Source organism: Streptomyces sp. NPDC088732 (genome assembly GCF_044751205.1).
Classification (GTDB): domain Bacteria; phylum Actinomycetota; class Actinomycetes; order Streptomycetales; family Streptomycetaceae; genus Actinacidiphila.
Genome location: NZ_JBIVLI010000001.1, coordinates 572944 through 588570 on the forward strand (window position 1 = coordinate 572944; position 15627 = coordinate 588570).

Here is a 15627-nt window from a genome sequence, read left to right on the forward strand (position 1 = left end):
CTCGGGTCGCGCGAGCGGCGCTCCCGGGGGAACATCGAGAAGTTCCCCTCTCCCGACTCCAGGAGACCCCAGGACTACGTCAGGACGCAGCGATGTCTACCGCCCTCTTGAAGCGCAAGCTCGACATATCCTTCCGCCGCCTGGACACGGACGGCAACGGGTATGCCGAGCGCGCCGACTTGCAGGACGTCGGCGCGCGGCTGATTCACGGCTTCGGCCAGTCCCCCACCTCGCCCAAGGGCAGGCCGGTCGTGGTGCGCCTCGACGCCGTCTGGGCGGAGCTCGCGGCCTATGCCGACGGCGACCGCGACGGGCGGCTGTCCTCCGCCGAGTACCGCCACGGCATGACCCGGGCCTTCATCGAGGGCCCGGCCTTCGACCCCGTCTTCCATCCCGCCGCCGAGGCGGTCGTCCACCTCTGCGACACCGACGGCGACGGGCGGGTCCAGCGGGGCGAGTTCGAGATCCTGCAACGCGCCTTCAGCACCCCGGCCTCCGCGGTCGTCGCCGCCTTCGACCGCCTCGACACCGACGGCGACGGCCTGGTGAGCACGGCCGAGCTCGTGACGGCGATCCGGGCGTACTACACCGGCACCGATCCCGCGGCCCCCGGCAACTGGCTCTTCGGCCCGCTCTGAGCGGGCCCGCCGCCCGCGCGGACTGACGCCGGCCGCCGCACCCGCCGAGGCGGGACGCGGCGGCCGGGACCACGCGGCGGCGGACGGGTCAGCCGCCGGCGAGCGGCAGGATCTCGGTGGGCGCGTGGCCGGGCTCGGTGGCCAGTTCCTCGAACTCCACCACGTTGCCGATGTCGTTGGTGACGCTCATCGCGATGTTCGTGACGCGCTCCAGGATCGCCTCGACCACCACGGGCACCCGGTACTCCGCGGCGAGCTTCTTCGCCCGTTCGAAGGCGGCGCCCAGCTCCGCCGGGTCGGTGACCCGCAGGGCCTTGCAGCCCAGGCCCTCGGCGACCTTGACATGGTCGACGCCGTAGACGCCCAGTTCGGGCGAGTTGACGTTCTCGAACTCCAGGTTGACCTCGAAGTCGATGTCGAAGGCGCGCTGCGCCTGGCGGATCAGGCCCAGGTAGGCGTTGTTGACCAGGACGTGCACGTACGGGATGCGGTGCTGCGCACCGACCGCCAGTTCCTCGATCATGAACTGGAAGTCGTAGTCGCCGGACAGGGCGACCACGGACGCCTCCGGGTCGGCCTTGGCCACGCCGAGGGCCGCGGGGACGGTCCAGCCGAGCGGCCCGGCCTGGCCGCAGTTGATCCAGTGCCGCGGCCGGTAGACGTGCAGCATCTGGGCGCCGGCGATCTGGGAGAGCCCGATGGTGGAGACGTACCGGGTCTCGGGGCCGAAGGCCTTGTTCATCTCCTCGTACACCCGCTGCGGCTTCATCGGGACGTCGTCGAAGTGGGTGCGGCGGTGCAGCGTGGCCTTGCGCTCGCGCGCGGATGCCGCCCAGGCGCCGCGGTCCGGCAGCCGCCCCGCCTCCTTCAGCTCGCGGGCGGCCTCGACGAAGAGCGCGAGCGCGGCCGCGGCGTCGGAGGTGATGCCGTAGTCGGGGGCGAAGATCTTGCCGATCTGGGTGGGCTCGATGTCGACGTGCACGAAGGTGCGGCCCGCGGTGTACACGTCGATGCGGCCGGTGTGCCGGTTGGCCCAGCGGTTGCCGATGCCGAGCACGAAGTCGGACTCCAGGAACGTCGCGTTGCCGTAGCGGTGCGAGGTCTGCAGTCCCACCATGCCCGCGTTCAGCGGGTGGTCGTCCGCGATGGCGCCCCAGCCCATCAGGGTCGGCACGACCGGTGTGCCGGTCAGTTCCGCGAACTCCACGAGCAGGGCGGAGGCGTCGGCGTTGATGACGCCGCCGCCCGCGACGATCAGGGGGCGCTCGGCCGCGTTCAGCATGGCCAGCGCCTTCTCGATCTGCCGCCGGGTGGCGGCGGGCTTCCAGACCGGCAGCGGCTCGTACGTCTCGGGGTCGAACTCGATCTCGGTGAGCTGGACGTCCACCGGCAGGTCGATCAGGACCGGCCCCGGCCGGCCGGACCGCATGAGGTGGAAGGCCTTCTGGAAGACGCCGGGGACCTGCGCGGCCTCCAGCACGGTGGTCGCGGCCTTGGTGACGGGCGCCGCGATGGAGGCGATGTCGACGGCCTGGAAGTCCTCCTTGTGGATCACCGCGGTGGGTGCCTGCCCGGTGATGCACAGGATCGGGATCGAGTCGCCGATGGCCGAGTAGAGGCCGGTGATCATGTCGGTGCCCGCCGGGCCGGAGGTGCCGATGCAGACGCCGATGTTACCCGGGGCGGTGCGCGTGTAGCCCTCCGCCATGTGCGAGGCCCCCTCGACGTGGCGGGCGAGCGTGTGGGTGATGCCGCCGGAGGCCTTGAGGGCCGCGTAGAAGGGGTTGATGGCGGCGCCGGGCACGCCGAACGCGGTGTCGACGCCCTCCCGCTTGAGGATCTCCACTGCCGCTCGGGCGGCGGTCATTCGAGGCATTCGCTCACTCCTGCGTCGTCCGGCGGTCCAGGTGTCGCGTCCCAGCCACGCTGAGGTCCATTTTTCCGCCATGCGGAAATTTACTTTTGTTATGTGGAACTGCATCGAACATAGGGCGTGCCGCGCGCACCGGTCAAGAAGAGGGCGCGCGGATGCCGGCGAAATCCGTGGTGGAACACATGTACGGACCAGTAGGGTGCGGTGGCTCCATATGCGCATCAGCACCGCACCTCAGCACCACAGATCCCGGGGGGGACCTCCGTGACCGCACCGACGCCACCCGCTCCCGCGCCCCAGCCCGCGCCGCAGGCCGAGCCGCAGCCCGCCGCGCAGCGGCCCCCGTCGCTCTACCCGCCGCAGTGGCCCTTCCTGCCGCAGCAGTCGATGAGCATGGACATACCCGGGTACGGCCCCTCGTGCAGCTTCTGCGGCTCGGTGCCCGCGGCGGCCGCCACCTTCCGCGGGCACCAGGGCATGCTCGTCCTCATGCGGCGGCTGCGGCTCAAGGGCTACTTCTGCCGGTCCTGCGGCCTCGCCGCGCACCGCAAGATGACCGGCGACAGCCTGGTGCAGGGCTGGTGGGGCGCGCCGTCGATGATCATCAACCCCGTCGTGATGCTGCTCAACCTCAGGCAGTGGGTGAAGGTCAAGCGCCTCGGCGAACCCGTCGCCGGCGCCCCGCGCAGGCCCGCCGACCCCGGCAGGCCCCTCTTCCTGCGTCCGGTCGCCCTCGGACTGCTGCTCCCGGTCGCGATCGTCGGCGGACTCTGGTTCCTCCTCCACGACGATCCCGAGTTCGCCGCCGTCGGCGACTGCGTGCGCAGCAGCGGCGACGCGTTCTACGCCGATGTCTCGGTCGTCGACTGCGGTTCCCCCGACGCCCGGTACAAGGTCGTCGGCCGCTTCGAGGACACCGGCGACCCCAGCCTCTGCCCCGCTTACCCCCAGACCGTCGCCACCTATGGCGAGGAGCACGGGAGAACCCGGTACATCCTGTGCCTGGGCCCGAACGACGAGGACGCTCCCGCGAACGACGGCTCCGCCGACACCAGCGTCTGAAGGGACAGGGCGGATGGCGGCCGCGGCGGTCGCGGCGGAGTTCTCCGCGGTCGTGGACGAGGCGGACCCCGTGCGGGGCGGGCGGACCGCCGTGGCCGTGCTGGTCGCCGGGACCGGCGGAACCGGCCGCCCGCTGCGGCAGGACTGCCTGGTCGCACGTGCCGCCGCAGCGCCGGGGCCGCCCGGTGCCGCCTCCCGCGTCCGCGCGGCACCGCGGAGGCACGGCCGGCGGCAACTCGGCCTTGCGCGGAGCCGGTCGGCGACGTCCGTCACCGTCGCCAAGCGGTGGTGGACGCTGACGATCGGCGCGGGCGCCTGGCCCGGCGAGCCGGACGCGTACGACGTCGTCGCCGTCCTCGACCGCTGCCGACGCACGGGGTGGCGTCCGCGGGCCCTGACATGGTGTCCCGATGGACGGGATCATCCGGCTGAACGGGACCTTCGGCGCGGGCAAAACCACCACTGCCGCGGAGTTGGGCCGACTGCTGCCGGGGGCGCACGTCTTCGACACCGAGCACGTCGGCTTCATACTCCGGCACGTACTGGCACAGGCCGCGCCTGTGCGCGACTTCCAGGAGTGGCCGCCTTGGCGCGCGCTGGCCGTGGAGTCGATCGCGCAGGTGCGGCGCTCCTCGGCGGTCCGCTGGTCGTGCCGCAGACCGTGCTCGTGGCGGCCTACTGGGCGGAGCTCCGCGACGGCCTGGCCCGGCAGGGCCTGCCCGTACGGCACTTCGTGCTGCACAGCGACAGAGCCACCCTGACCCGCCGTATCGAGGAGGACACCGTCGAGACCGGCGCACGGCAGTGGCGGCTGGACCACCTCGCCGAGTACGAGGCGGCCCTGCCGTGGCTGCGCGAGGCGGGCACCGTGCTGGACACCACCGGCGTGCCGCCGCGCGAGGCGGCCCTGCGGATCGCGGCGGCCGCCGAAGACGTCACCGCGGGCTGAAGGACTCCCGCAGTTCGATCTTGCGCACCTTGCCGCTCACCGTCATCGGGAAGGACTCCATGAGCCGCAGGTGGCGGGGCACCTTGTAGTGCGCCAGCCGGCCGCGGCAGTAGTCGGCGAGGTCCTGGACGGTGAGCGTCGCGGCCGGGTCCTTGAGGATGACGCAGGCGAGGATCTCCTCGCCGTAGCGCTCGTCGGGGACGCCGACCACCTGGACGTCGGCGATGCCGGGGTGCCCGTACAGGAACTCCTCGATCTCCCGCGGGTAGACGTTCTCCCCGCCGCGGATGATCATGTCCTTGATGCGGCCGACGATCTGCAGGTAGCCGTCCTCGCGCATGACCGCGAGATCGCCGGTGTGCATCCAGCGGCTCGCGTCGATCGCCTCGGCGGTCTTCTCCGGCTCGTCCCAGTAGCCGAGCATCACCGAGTAGCCGCGGGTGCACAGTTCGCCCGCCGCACCGCGCGGAACGGTCACGCCGGCGGTGTCGACGACCTTCACCTCGATGTGCGGCAGGACCCTGCCGACGGTGCCGGTACGGCGTTCCAGGTCGTCGTCGCGCCGGGTCTGGCAGGAGACCGGCGAGGTCTCGGTCATCCCGTAGCAGATGGAGACCTCGGCCATGTGCATCTCGGCGACGACCCGCTTCATGACCTCCACCGGACAGGGCGAGCCGGCCATGATGCCGGTGCGCAGCGAGGACAGGTCGTAGTTCGCGAAGCCGGGCAGGTTGAGCTCGGCGATGAACATCGTCGGCACCCCGTAGAGCGAGGTGCAGCGCTCCTGCTCCACCGCCCGCAGCGTGGCCGCGGGGTCGAAGGTGGGCGCCGGTATGACGATGCAGGCGCCGTGCGAGGTGACGCCGAGGTTTCCCATCACCATGCCGAAGCAGTGGTAGAACGGCACCGGCAAGCAGACCCGGTCCTGTTCGGTGTACGCGATCGACTCCCCCACGAAGAAGCCGTTGTTGAGGATGTTGTGGTGCGACAGCGTCGCGCCCTTGGGGAAGCCGGTCGTGCCGGAGGTGTACTGGATGTTGACCGGGTCGTCGCAGGACAACTCGGCCTCGCGCTCCGCCAGTTGCGCGTACGGCACATGGGCGCCGGCCGCGACGAGCGCGTCCCAGCTGGGGCCGCCGATGTACACGACCTCGCTCAGCGACCGGCACTGAGGGCGGACCCGGTCGACCATGGCCCGGTAGTCGCTGTCCTTGTACGCAGTCGAGGAGACCAGGACCTCGATGCCGGCCTGGTTGAGGACGTAGGCCAGTTCGTGCACCCGGTACGCCGGGTTGATGTTCACCATGATCGCGCCGATGCGGGCCGTGGCGTACTGGACGAGCACCCACTCCGGGCAGTTGACCGCCCAGATCCCGACCCGGTCGCCCTTGCCGACGCCCTTGGCGAGCAGGCCGCGCGCCACGTCGTCCACGGCGCCGGAGAACTGCGCGTACGTCCAGCGGCGGCCGCCGGCCACGTCGACCAGTGCCTCGCGGTCCGGCCAGGCGGCCACGGCGCGGTCGAGGTTGCGGCCGATGGTGTCGCCGAGCAGCGCGGTGGTGCCGGTGCCGGAGGCGTAGGAGGGTTCCGCGGGCTCCTGGCCTTGCGACGGTCTGCCGGGTGCGGTCACTTGTGGTCCTCCTCGCGGTACTCGGTGCCGGTGCTTCCCTCGGCGGTGCGCTGCCGCAGTTCGATGCGGCGGATCTTGCCGGAGACGGTCTTGGGCAGGTCGGCGAACTCCAGCACGCGCACCCGCTTGTACGGGGCGAGCACCTGCCGCGAGTGCGCGAAGAGCGCGGCCGCGGTCCCCGCGTCCGGCTCCCAGCCCTCCGCGAGCACGACGTACGCCTTCGGCACGGCCAGCCGCAGCGGATCGGGCGAGGGGACGACGGCCGCCTCGGCGACGGCCTCGTGCTCCAGCAGGGCGCTCTCCAGCTCGAACGGGCTGATCTTGTAGTCGGAGGCCTTGAAGACGTCGTCCGAGCGGCCCACGTAGGTGATGTAGCCGTCGGCGTCGCGCGAGCCGATGTCGCCGGTGCGGTAGTAGCCGCCGGCCATCGCCTCGGCGGTCCGCTCCGGGTCCCCGGCGTAGCCGGTCATCAGGCCGACCGGACGCGCGGACAGGTCCAGGCAGATCTCGCCCTCGTCGCCGGGCTTGCCGGTGACGGGGTCCACCAGCTCCACCACGTACCCGGGGCTCGGGCGGCCCATCGAGCCCGGCTTGAGCGGCTGGCCGGGCGGGTTGGCGACCTGCACGGCGGTCTCGGTCTGGCCGAAGCCGTCCCGGATGGTGAGCCCCCAGGCGCGCCGTACGTGCTCGATGACCTCGGGGTTCAGCGGCTCGCCCGCGGCGACGACCTCGCGCGGCGGGGTGCGCAGCGCGGTCAGGTCGGCCTGGATCAGCATGCGCCAGACGGTCGGCGGGGCGCAGAAGCTGGTGACGCCCGCCCGGTCCATCTCGGCCATGAGGCGGCCCGCGTCGAAGCGGGAATAGTTGTGGATGAAGACGGTCGCCTCGGCGCTCCACGGCGCGAACAGGTTGGACCAGGCGTGCTTGGCCCAGCCCGGCGAGGAGATGTTGAGGTGGACGTCGCCGGGGCGCAGGCCGATCCAGTACATGGTGGCGAGGTGGCCCACGGGGTAGGAGATGTGGGTGTGCTCGACGAGCTTGGGCCGGGCGGTGGTGCCCGAGGTGAAGTAGAGCATCAGCGGGTCGTCGGCGCGGGTCTCGCCGTCCGGCGTGAAGTCCGCGGGGGTGCCCGCGGTGTCCTCGTACGCCAGCCAGCCCTCGGGCGCGCCCCCGACGGCGATCCGGGTGTAGTCCCCCGGGACCGTGTCGAACTTGGCGGTGTCCGCGGAGCGGACGATCACATGGCGGGCCTGCCCGCGCTCCACGCGGTCGGTCAGGTCGGCCGGCCCGAGCAGGGGGGTGGCGGGGATGACGACGGCGCGCAGCTTCATGGCGGCCAGCGCGGTCTCCCACAACTCGGCCTCGTTGCCGAGCATGACCACGATCCGGTCGCCGGCCCGCACACCCCACTCGCGCAGCCGCACGGCCACGCGGTTCGACCGCTCGGACATGGCGGCGAACGAGACGACGGTCTCGGTGCCGTCCTCCTCGACGATGTGCAGGGCCGGGCGGTCGTTGCCCTCGGCGATCACGTCGAACCACTCGAGCGCCCAGTTGAAGTGCTCGGGCCGCGGCCAGCGGAAGCCCTCGTACGCCGTCTTCCAGTCCTCCCGGTGGCGCAGCAGGAAGTCCCGGGCCGACCGGAACTCGTCTGTCCGGCTGGTTGCCGCCATGTGTCCTCCTTATTGCCTGCCCCCTCAGTAGCATCCTGTGGTGAGCGACAGAGCTCTCACTACCCCCGATCGGGGGTGAAGGAGCGCGGGGAGATGCCGGGTAGCGGGACGGGAACGGGCGAGGCGGCCGAGCTGCGGGCGGCGCTGCTGCGGATGCGGCGCGCCAGCGGGCTTCCCGTCGCCTTCGGCGGACTCCTCCCCGACCCGCGTGAGCTGCGGATATCCGAGCTGTCCGGCACCGCCACCAGTTCCTTGCAGGGACTTGCCGTCACCCTCGGCAACGGCCTGGGCGGCAAGACCATCGCGCTCGGCCGGCCGCTGGCCGTCACCGACTACGGCGCCTCGCGGGTGATCAGCCACGAGTACGACGGCGCCGTGGCCGCCGAGGGGCTGCGTTCGGTGCTCGCGGTGCCGGTGGTCGTGCGCCGCCGGGTGCGCGGCGTCCTGTACGGCGCGCTGCGCCACCCGACCGCACTCGGCGACCGGCCGGTCAGCGCCGCCGTCGAGGCGGCCCGCGAACTGGAGCACCGGCTCGTGGTGCGGGACGAGGCGGACCGCCTGCTGTCCACGTGCCGCCAGCCGACGGCGGGCGACCCGGCGGCGTGGGAGGAGGTCCGCGAGGCGCACGGGGAACTGCGGGCCCTCGCCCAGCGCGTCACCGATCCCCTGCTGCGCCAGGAGCTGCTCGCCGCCTGCGGCCGGCTGGCCGCCGCGTCCCTGGCCCCCACCGCCCCGCCCGACCCCGGCGCCCGGACCGTGCCGCTGTCCGCCCGCGAGATCGACGTCCTCGCCTGCGTCGCCGGCGGCGACACCAACGCCGCGGCGGGCGAACGGCTGGGGGTGCGCCCGGAGACCGTCAAGAGCTATCTGCGGTCCGCCATGCGCAAGCTCGGCGCGCACACCCGCCTGGAGGCCGTGGTCGCGGCCCGCCGCGCGGGGCTGCTGCCCTAGGTGTATTGCCCTGTGAGCCCGGCCACGCCGGCCACGAGGCGGCTCTCCGCCGTGCGACGCACCGCACCTGGGGCGGGCACCCCCAGCGATGGTTCGGGGGGCTCATCCGCCGACGGGGGCGCGGCCCCGGGCGGTGGCGGGTCCGTGGCCGCCGCTGGAGGCGTGGCGGCGGCCACGGCATGGGCGGGGCTGACGCTCCGTCACCATTCCCTCTGCGACGATCGGCCACCGGACGCCGGGAGGACGCCACGACACGTCGCTGTGCGTCAAGCCCGCCCGTATGGCTCAGTGCGCGGAACCCGGGGCGGAGGACGAACGGGGATCGCTGCCGGACATCGGGGGATACTGAAAGGGTGTCAGGAAGGAGGCGCTCCCGGTTTTTTCCCGACTTGGCCTCTCATCACCGGATATAAATCCGGCGCACAGGGATATTCCGTATAGCGGACAATCACTAAACTCTGCCAGCCACAGACCTGTCGGGATTCAATGGCCCTTTGCTTAACATTGTCCCGAACACGACACTGAGGGGAGCGGCGACCGTGGAACAGGCCTTCGACGTGCCGGCCCGACCCCGACCTGACCAGGTGATTGGGCGAGGTGATGTGCTCGCGCGCGCCCGCGGGCATGTGACCGAGGGGGGCAGCCTCCTGCTGTACGGCCCGGCCGGAATCGGGAAGTCCACCGTCCTGCGGACCCTCGCGGCCGAATGCGCCGGCGGCGCCACGGCCGTGCTGCGGTGTTCCGCGACGGAATCGGAGTCCCATCTCCCCTTCCTCGCCCTGGTCGACCTGCTGGGGCTCGTCGCCGACGAGGTGTCCGAGCGCCTGCCGGGCCCGCAGCGCGCGGCGCTGGAGTCGGCGCTGACCGGCCGCGGTGAGTCCTCCCTGCAACGGGACGGCCTGGCCCTGCGGCTGGCGGTGCTGTCGGTGCTGCGTGCGCTGGCCGCGCGGGGGCCGGTGCTGATCGTCGTGGACGACCTGCAGTGGATGGATCCGGCCAGTGCCGAACTGCTGGCCTTCGCGGCCCGCCGCGTGGCGGGCCTGCCGATCCGGGTGCTCGGCGCCGTGCGCACCGACGCCGATCCGCAGGACCAGCAGGACCGCTATGCGTGGGCGTTCCCGCAGGACGCGCTGACGCTGCGCGTGACGCCGCTGTCCCGCCCCGAGGTGTCCGAACTCCTGGAGGCGCGCGGGCACACCGGTCTACCGCGCGCGGTCGTCCGGGACATCCACGTCACCAGCGGCGGCAATCCGCTGTTCGCGCTGGAGCTGGGCCGCGCCCTGGCGGAGAGCCGGACGCCGCCGCAGCCCGGCGAGCCGCTGCCGGTGCCGACCTCGCTGCGCGCGCTCGTGCTCAACCGGCTGGAGATGCTGTCCGCCGAGACCCGGCGCACGCTCCTGATCGCCAGCGCGGGGGCGCGCCCCACCCTCGCGACGCTGCGCAGCGCCGGGCGGGCCAACGCCGAGAGCGAGACCGCGGTCGCTGCCTCGCTCGGCCTGGTCGAGATGGACCACGACCACAGCGGGCTCATCCGCTTCGCCCACCCGCTGATATCCGCGGCGCTGTACGCGGAGGCCACCCCCGAGGACCGGCGCAGCGCGCACGCCGCGCTGGCCGCCGCGGCCGGCGACCCGATCGAACGCGCCCGGCACCTGGCCCTGGCGACGACCGGCAAGGACCGGCGGGTCGCGGCGAGCCTCGCCGAGGCCGCGGACGAGGCCCGGCTGCGCGGGGCACCGTCGATGGCCGCGCAACTGGGCCTGCTGGCGGCCCGGCACACCCCGGCCGGTGCGATGCCCAGCGCCGACCAGCGGCGGCTGCGGGCCGCCGAGGACGCGCTGACCGCCGCGGAGCCCGAACTCGCCCGCGCCACCGCCCGTGAGGTGCTCGCGGTGGCGACGGAACCGGCGGACCGCGTACGGGCGTGGATCGTGGTGATCGACTCCGTCGGCCAGGCCCTGTCCGAGGTCGACGACGTCTACCCGCAGGCCCTGGCGGACGCCGGCGACGACCCGCGCCTGCAGGGCCTGGTGCGCTACCAGCTGGCCTGGCGGGCGCTGGTGGACGGCCAGATGATCCGGGCCCGCGCCGAGGCCGCCCGGTCGGCGGCGCTCGCCGCGAAGGCGGGCGACCGGCGGACCGAACTGCTCGCGCTGTCCTTCAAGGCGCTCAACGAGACGACGATGGGCCACCCGGACGCCGCCGCCACCCTGGCACTGGCCTCCGCGGAACCGCAGGACCCCGAGGTCGCCATGAACCACAACGGCCCGGTCTACATCCGCTCGCGCTACCTGCTGATGAGCGACCAGCTGGACGAGGCCCGCACCGCGCTGACCTGGCTGGTCGGCGAGGCGCGCCAGCGCGGCGCGGTGGAGAGCGAGGTCTACTCGGTGCGCAGCCTCGCCGAGATCGAACTGCGCTCCGGCCGCTGCGGAACGGCCCTCGAACTGGCCAGGGAGAGTCTGCGGCTGGCCGAGGACATCGGCATCGGCGAGGGCTTCGCGCTCCAGATCGCCTCCTTGGCCGAGGCCGGCGGCGGCACGGTGGAGCGCGCCCTGTCGCTGGCCGGGGACGCGGTGCGGCGGGCCGAGGCCGACAGCGACATGCCGTACATGACGCGGGCGCTGTACGCGCTCGGGCACGCGCGGCTGGTCGGCGCGGACCCGCAGGGCGCGGTGGAGGCGCTGCGCCGGGTGCGGGAACTGGAACGCGAGATGGGCGTGACCGAACCCGCGCGCGGCCGCTGGCAGGGCGACCTGGCCGAGGCCCTCGTCCTCACCGGCGCACTCGGCGAGGCACGCGAGGTCATCGACGCGACCCGCACGCACGCCGTCCGGCTGCGGCGGCACAGCATCCTGGCCGTGCTGGAGCGCGCCGAGGGCATGCTGCTGGCCGCCCGCGGCAACGCCGAGAGCGCGGTGGCCGTCCTCACCGCGGCGCGGCAGCGGCTCGCCGGGCTGGGCTACGGCCTGGAGGAGGCGCGGGCGGTGCTCGCCGTCGCCCATGTCGAGGCCGAGCGCCGCAACCGTTCCGCCGCCCAGGCCGCGCTGGAGGAGGCGGCCCGCCTCTTCCGCCGGGCGAAGGCCCAGCCGTGGCTCGACCACGTCGGTCCCGCGGCGGAGTCGCCTGCGGCAGCTCCTCCGGAGTTGGAGGGGCTGGCCACGATGGAGCGCCAGGTCGCCTCCCTGGTCCTGGAGGGCGCCACCAACCGGGAGATCGCCGCGACCCTGTTCATCAGCGTCAAGACCGTGGAGGCGACCCTCACCCGCGTCTACCGCAAGCTGGGCATCCGCTCGCGGGTCGACATCGTCCGCCTCGCCGCGGGCCGCCGCGCGGGCTGACCCCTCCAGGGCACGGGCCGGGGTCCGCCGGGGGCGGGTTCCGGCCGGCTCCGGTGCCTGTGCGTGACCGAGGGTTTTCCCTGCGCAACCGGGCGAGGGGCATCCCTCGTTGAGGGGCCGCCGGGTCGCCCCTACCGTAAGTGCCGCACGCAGCACAGCAGTTCAGCACCGCGAGACGCCGTGTGCGCCTCGTCTCTTCGTTCCACGGTCGCCGACGGCGTCGGCTCCGGCCGTGCCGTTCGCGCGGACTCCCCTGCCGCCCCACCGGCAGCCGCACGTCCCCCCACCGGCACCCCAGGAGCTCCGCGCCCCGGCTCGCCGTGCAAGGAAGGCCCGCCGCCGCGGTCACGGCGACCGCGGCGCGCCGGCCGGTCCGCCGCCATGAACTCCTGACCAACCGTCAGGGAGCGCCGGGGGCGCCGCGGGTCGGCCACGAGCCACCTGCGGCGCCCCTCTCCACGTCCGGCGGCGTCAGCAGCCGCCTCCCGCCGCGTCGACGGCGGCGTGGATACGGTCGAAGGCGGACTTGAGGCGGACGGCCTCACCCGGCTCCAGGGTGTCGAAGATCAGAGCGCGGACCGCCTCGACGTGCGCGGGGGCGGACGCGACCAGTTTCCCGAAGCCCTCGCAGGTGAGGGTGGCATTGGTGTACCGGCCGTCGCACGGATCGGTCTCGCGACGGATGTAGCCCCGCCCCTCCAGGCGCTTGACCACATGGGACAGGCGCGAGAGGGAAGCGCTCGCGAGGCCGGCCAGCTCACTCATCCGCATCGTGCGGCCGTCCTGCTCGGAAAGCTTCGCCAGGACGTGGTACTCCATCCAGTTCAGGTCGGCGTCCTGCTCCAGCCGCCGTTCCAGCGCGGGCAGGAGCAGGGTCAGCACCCGGGCCATCGACATCCAGGTCGCCAGCTCGTCACCGCGCAGCCAGCGCGGCTCCGCCGCAGTCACCTCGCCCACCGATGTGTCCGGATTCTTCGTCATGAGGACCAGGTTAACAAAAGGCTTGAAGCTTCAAGTTCGTCTGTTACAGTTCGAGCGGCGCTTCAGTTGAAGCTTCAAGATCAATTCCCCATGCACAGAGCAGGAATTCCCGACATGACCAGGATCGGCATCATCCTCGGCAGCACCCGTCCCGGCCGCAACGGCGAGAAGGTGGCCCACTGGGTCGTCGAGCAGGCCCGCACCCACGGCGGCGACGCGACCTTCGAGCTGGTGGACCTCGCGGACTACCCCCTCCCCCACCTCGACGAGCCCATGCCGCCGGCCATGGGCCAGTACCAGAACGCCCACACCAAGGAGTGGGCCGAGAAGATCGCCGGCTTCGACGGCTTCATCTTCGTCACCCCGGAGTACAACCACTCCACCTCCGGTGTGCTGAAGAACGCGATCGACTACCTGTTCGCCGAGTGGAACAACAAGGCCCTCGGCATCGTCTCCTACGGCTCGGTCGGTGGCGCCCGCGCCGCCGAGCACCTGCGCCTGATCGCCGGTGAGCTGAAGATGGCCGACGTGCGCACCCAGGTCGCGCTGTCGCTCTTCACCGACTTCGTCAACTTCTCCGAGTTCGCCCCGGGTGAGCACCAGGCCGCCACCCTGTCGACGCTCATCGACGAGGTCGTCGCCTGGAGCAGCGCCCTGGCGCCTCTGCGCGGCTGACCGCGCATTGACGAGGCAGGGGCGCCCGGCGGGCGCCCCTGCCTTCGGCTGCCGTCCGCTCCCTCCAACGCACCGCTAGATGATGTCGAGGCGGTCCAGGAACGGTGTCGCGGCGGACACGTCCCCCGTGATGCGGCAGTGGTCGCGCCAGGGTGTGCGGGTGGTGGCCCAGGCGATGAAGTCCAGTGCCGTGCTCCGGACGCGGGTGGGCGCATCGGCGCCCGGCGCCACGGTGAGCCTGCCGTCCGGCCCGTCGGCGGGCAGGACGGTGACGGTGGTGGCCCCCGGCCCGGTCAGGTCGAGCACGAGGGGCCGCGTCACCGTCGCGGCCAGTTCCGGGCCCTGCATCTGGGGCAGGCCGGCGAGCATGAACTCCACGGCGGGCGCCACCTCGCCGTCGGTCGGCTCCGGGAGGGTGAAGGGAAGGGGACCGTCCGGGGCGAGCATGTCGTTGCGCAGATGGCAGAAGACGTTGAACGCCATGGTGTTCGCCAGGAGATGCCGCGGATACGTCCCGAGGCCGGGCACCTCGACGGGCTCCCCCGCCGCGGGCGGTTCCTGGGCCGCTTCCAGGAGGTCGAGCTGCCGCGGGGTGCTGAGCCGCCACTCGGCGAGGACGTCGGCATGGCTCAGGCCGCGGCGTTCGTCGACGCGCAGATCGTGGTAGCGCTCGCGGTTCCGCGGCAGTGACGGATCGGGCGGCGGCGGATCCACCGCCTCGGAGGCCAGCGCCGCGAGGTGCGCCATCACGTCGATGACGCGCCACCCCTCGCACGCCGACGGCAGTTCCCACTGCGCGTCGTCCACCTGGGGGACGATCTCCGCCAAGTGCGCCGTGCTCATACGCGCGGCGGCGATGCCGGCACGGGTCATCGTTCCTCACCCGCCTCCTTCGCAGGACGGTCCGGTCAGACCGCGGCGTGGCGGGACATCCGGTAGGTCGCGGCGACGTCCGCGCGGCCGAGCCCGTCGTCGCTCGCGAGGTGCAGCCGTTCGCTGACGACCTCGGCGATCCCCAGGTGCAGTCCCGCGGCGCGGGCGGTGTCGGTGATCAGCCCGGCGTCCTTGGCGGCCGCTTCGAGGGGGAACGACGGGGTGTCGAGGTCGTCGTCGAGCATCCGCGGGCCCTTGGTCTGGACGTACGGGCTGTTGAGGCCGCTGCCGTCGATGACGTCGATGACCATGTGCGGGTCCACGCCCAGGGTGCCGGCCAGGGTGAGGGACTCGGCGATGCCCTCCACGGTGGTCAGGACCCAGGCGTTGTAGGCGAGTTTGAGGCCGCTCGGCTGGCCCACCTCGTCGAGCCAGACGGTGCGCGAGCCCACCGCCTCCAGCACGGGCCGCACCAGCTCCCGCGCCTCCCGCTGCGGGGAGGCCGCCAGGACGGTCAGGGTGCCGGCCACGGCCGGCTCCTTGGTGCCGAGCAGCGGGGCCTCGACGTACGGGACGCCGAGCCGGTCCGCCTGCTGCGCGAGGCGCCTGCCCCCGTCCGGGGAGACCGTGCAGGTCTGCATCCACACGGGCCGGCCGGCCAGGCCGTCGCGGGCCTGGTCCATGACGTCGGCGACGACCTTCTCGTTCGCGAGCGCCGTCAGGACGACATCGGCGCCGCGGCAGGCCTCGGCCGGTGTGCCGCACACCGTCGCCCCGGCGCCCGCCAGCGGTTCCGCGACGGCGCGGTTGCGGTTCCAGACACGCAGTCCCAGACCCGCCGCCGCAATGTTGCGGGCCATGGCCTCCCCCATGGTGCCCGTGCCCAGCACCGCGACCACGGGTCCGCTCTGCCCGGACGAGGCCGTCCGGTTCGTTTCGCTCATCGCCGTGCCTCCCTGTGGTCGGCGGGCCGCGCGCCGC

Annotated in this window: 11 protein-coding genes and 1 pseudogene; 6 read left to right on the forward strand and 6 right to left on the reverse strand. The window is 72.9% G+C overall.

The annotated features are described in order from the left end of the window. Window positions 1-92: 92 nt before the first annotated feature. Window positions 93-638 carry an EF-hand domain-containing protein gene (locus ACIP9H_RS02470; protein ID WP_401593457.1) on the forward strand — a complete coding sequence of 182 codons (546 nt, stop codon included), beginning with the start codon at window positions 93-95 and terminating at the stop codon, window positions 636-638. A gap of 88 nt (window positions 639-726) precedes the next feature. Here the strand turns inward: ACIP9H_RS02470 and gcl are convergent, their stop codons facing one another. Next, complete coding sequence (gcl, locus tag ACIP9H_RS02475; RefSeq protein WP_401593454.1) at window positions 727-2514, reverse strand: glyoxylate carboligase; 1788 nt, start codon at window positions 2512-2514, stop codon at window positions 727-729. Between the two features lie 261 nt (window positions 2515-2775). On the opposite strand from gcl, the gene ACIP9H_RS02480 reads away from it, so the two are divergent. Together ACIP9H_RS02480 and ACIP9H_RS02485 are read left to right on the forward strand one after the other, a co-directional pair. After that, window positions 2776-3573 (forward strand): hypothetical protein, encoded by a 798-nt coding sequence (locus ACIP9H_RS02480; RefSeq protein ID WP_401593451.1) that lies wholly within the window; start codon window positions 2776-2778, stop codon window positions 3571-3573. A 410-nt stretch (window positions 3574-3983) separates the two neighbouring features. After that, a pseudogene (locus ACIP9H_RS02485) lies at window positions 3984-4522 on the forward strand (AAA family ATPase). On the opposite strand, the gene ACIP9H_RS02490 reads toward ACIP9H_RS02485, so the two are convergent. Beyond that, window positions 4509-6152, reverse strand: a complete 1644-nt coding sequence (locus tag ACIP9H_RS02490; RefSeq protein WP_401957035.1) for an AMP-binding protein — start codon at window positions 6150-6152, stop codon at window positions 4509-4511. The pseudogene ACIP9H_RS02485 and the gene ACIP9H_RS02490 overlap by 14 nt on opposite strands. Further along, window positions 6149-7825 (reverse strand): AMP-binding protein, encoded by a 1677-nt coding sequence (locus ACIP9H_RS02495; RefSeq protein ID WP_401593446.1) that lies wholly within the window; start codon window positions 7823-7825, stop codon window positions 6149-6151. The genes ACIP9H_RS02490 and ACIP9H_RS02495 overlap by 4 nt, the downstream gene beginning before the upstream one ends. A 93-nt stretch (window positions 7826-7918) precedes the next feature. Between ACIP9H_RS02495 and ACIP9H_RS02500 the strand changes: the two genes are divergently transcribed. After that, entirely contained in the window at window positions 7919-8776 is an 858-nt protein-coding gene (locus ACIP9H_RS02500) for a response regulator transcription factor (RefSeq protein ID WP_401593443.1), read from the forward strand. A gap of 539 nt (window positions 8777-9315) precedes the next feature. Continuing rightward, a complete protein-coding gene (locus ACIP9H_RS02505) occupies window positions 9316-12117 on the forward strand; it encodes an AAA family ATPase (protein ID WP_401593441.1) in 2802 nt (933 codons plus the stop codon). A 471-nt stretch (window positions 12118-12588) separates the two neighbouring features. Here the strand turns inward: ACIP9H_RS02505 and ACIP9H_RS02510 are convergent, their stop codons facing one another. Continuing rightward, a complete protein-coding gene (locus ACIP9H_RS02510) occupies window positions 12589-13098 on the reverse strand; it encodes a MarR family winged helix-turn-helix transcriptional regulator (RefSeq protein WP_401593438.1) in 510 nt (169 codons plus the stop codon). Window positions 13099-13212: 114 nt separating this feature from the next. Between ACIP9H_RS02510 and ACIP9H_RS02515 the strand changes: the two genes are divergently transcribed. After that, window positions 13213-13773 carry an NADPH-dependent FMN reductase gene (locus ACIP9H_RS02515; RefSeq protein WP_401593435.1) on the forward strand — a complete coding sequence of 187 codons (561 nt, stop codon included), beginning with the start codon at window positions 13213-13215 and terminating at the stop codon, window positions 13771-13773. Window positions 13774-13848: 75 nt separating this feature from the next. Here the strand turns inward: ACIP9H_RS02515 and ACIP9H_RS02520 are convergent, their stop codons facing one another. Next, a complete protein-coding gene (locus tag ACIP9H_RS02520) occupies window positions 13849-14646 on the reverse strand; it encodes a maleylpyruvate isomerase family mycothiol-dependent enzyme (RefSeq protein WP_401957040.1) in 798 nt (265 codons plus the stop codon). Window positions 14647-14681: 35 nt separating this feature from the next. Beyond that, complete coding sequence (locus ACIP9H_RS02525) at window positions 14682-15590, reverse strand: NAD(P)-dependent oxidoreductase (RefSeq protein ID WP_401957043.1); 909 nt, start codon at window positions 15588-15590, stop codon at window positions 14682-14684. Window positions 15591-15627: the final 37 nt, after the last annotated feature.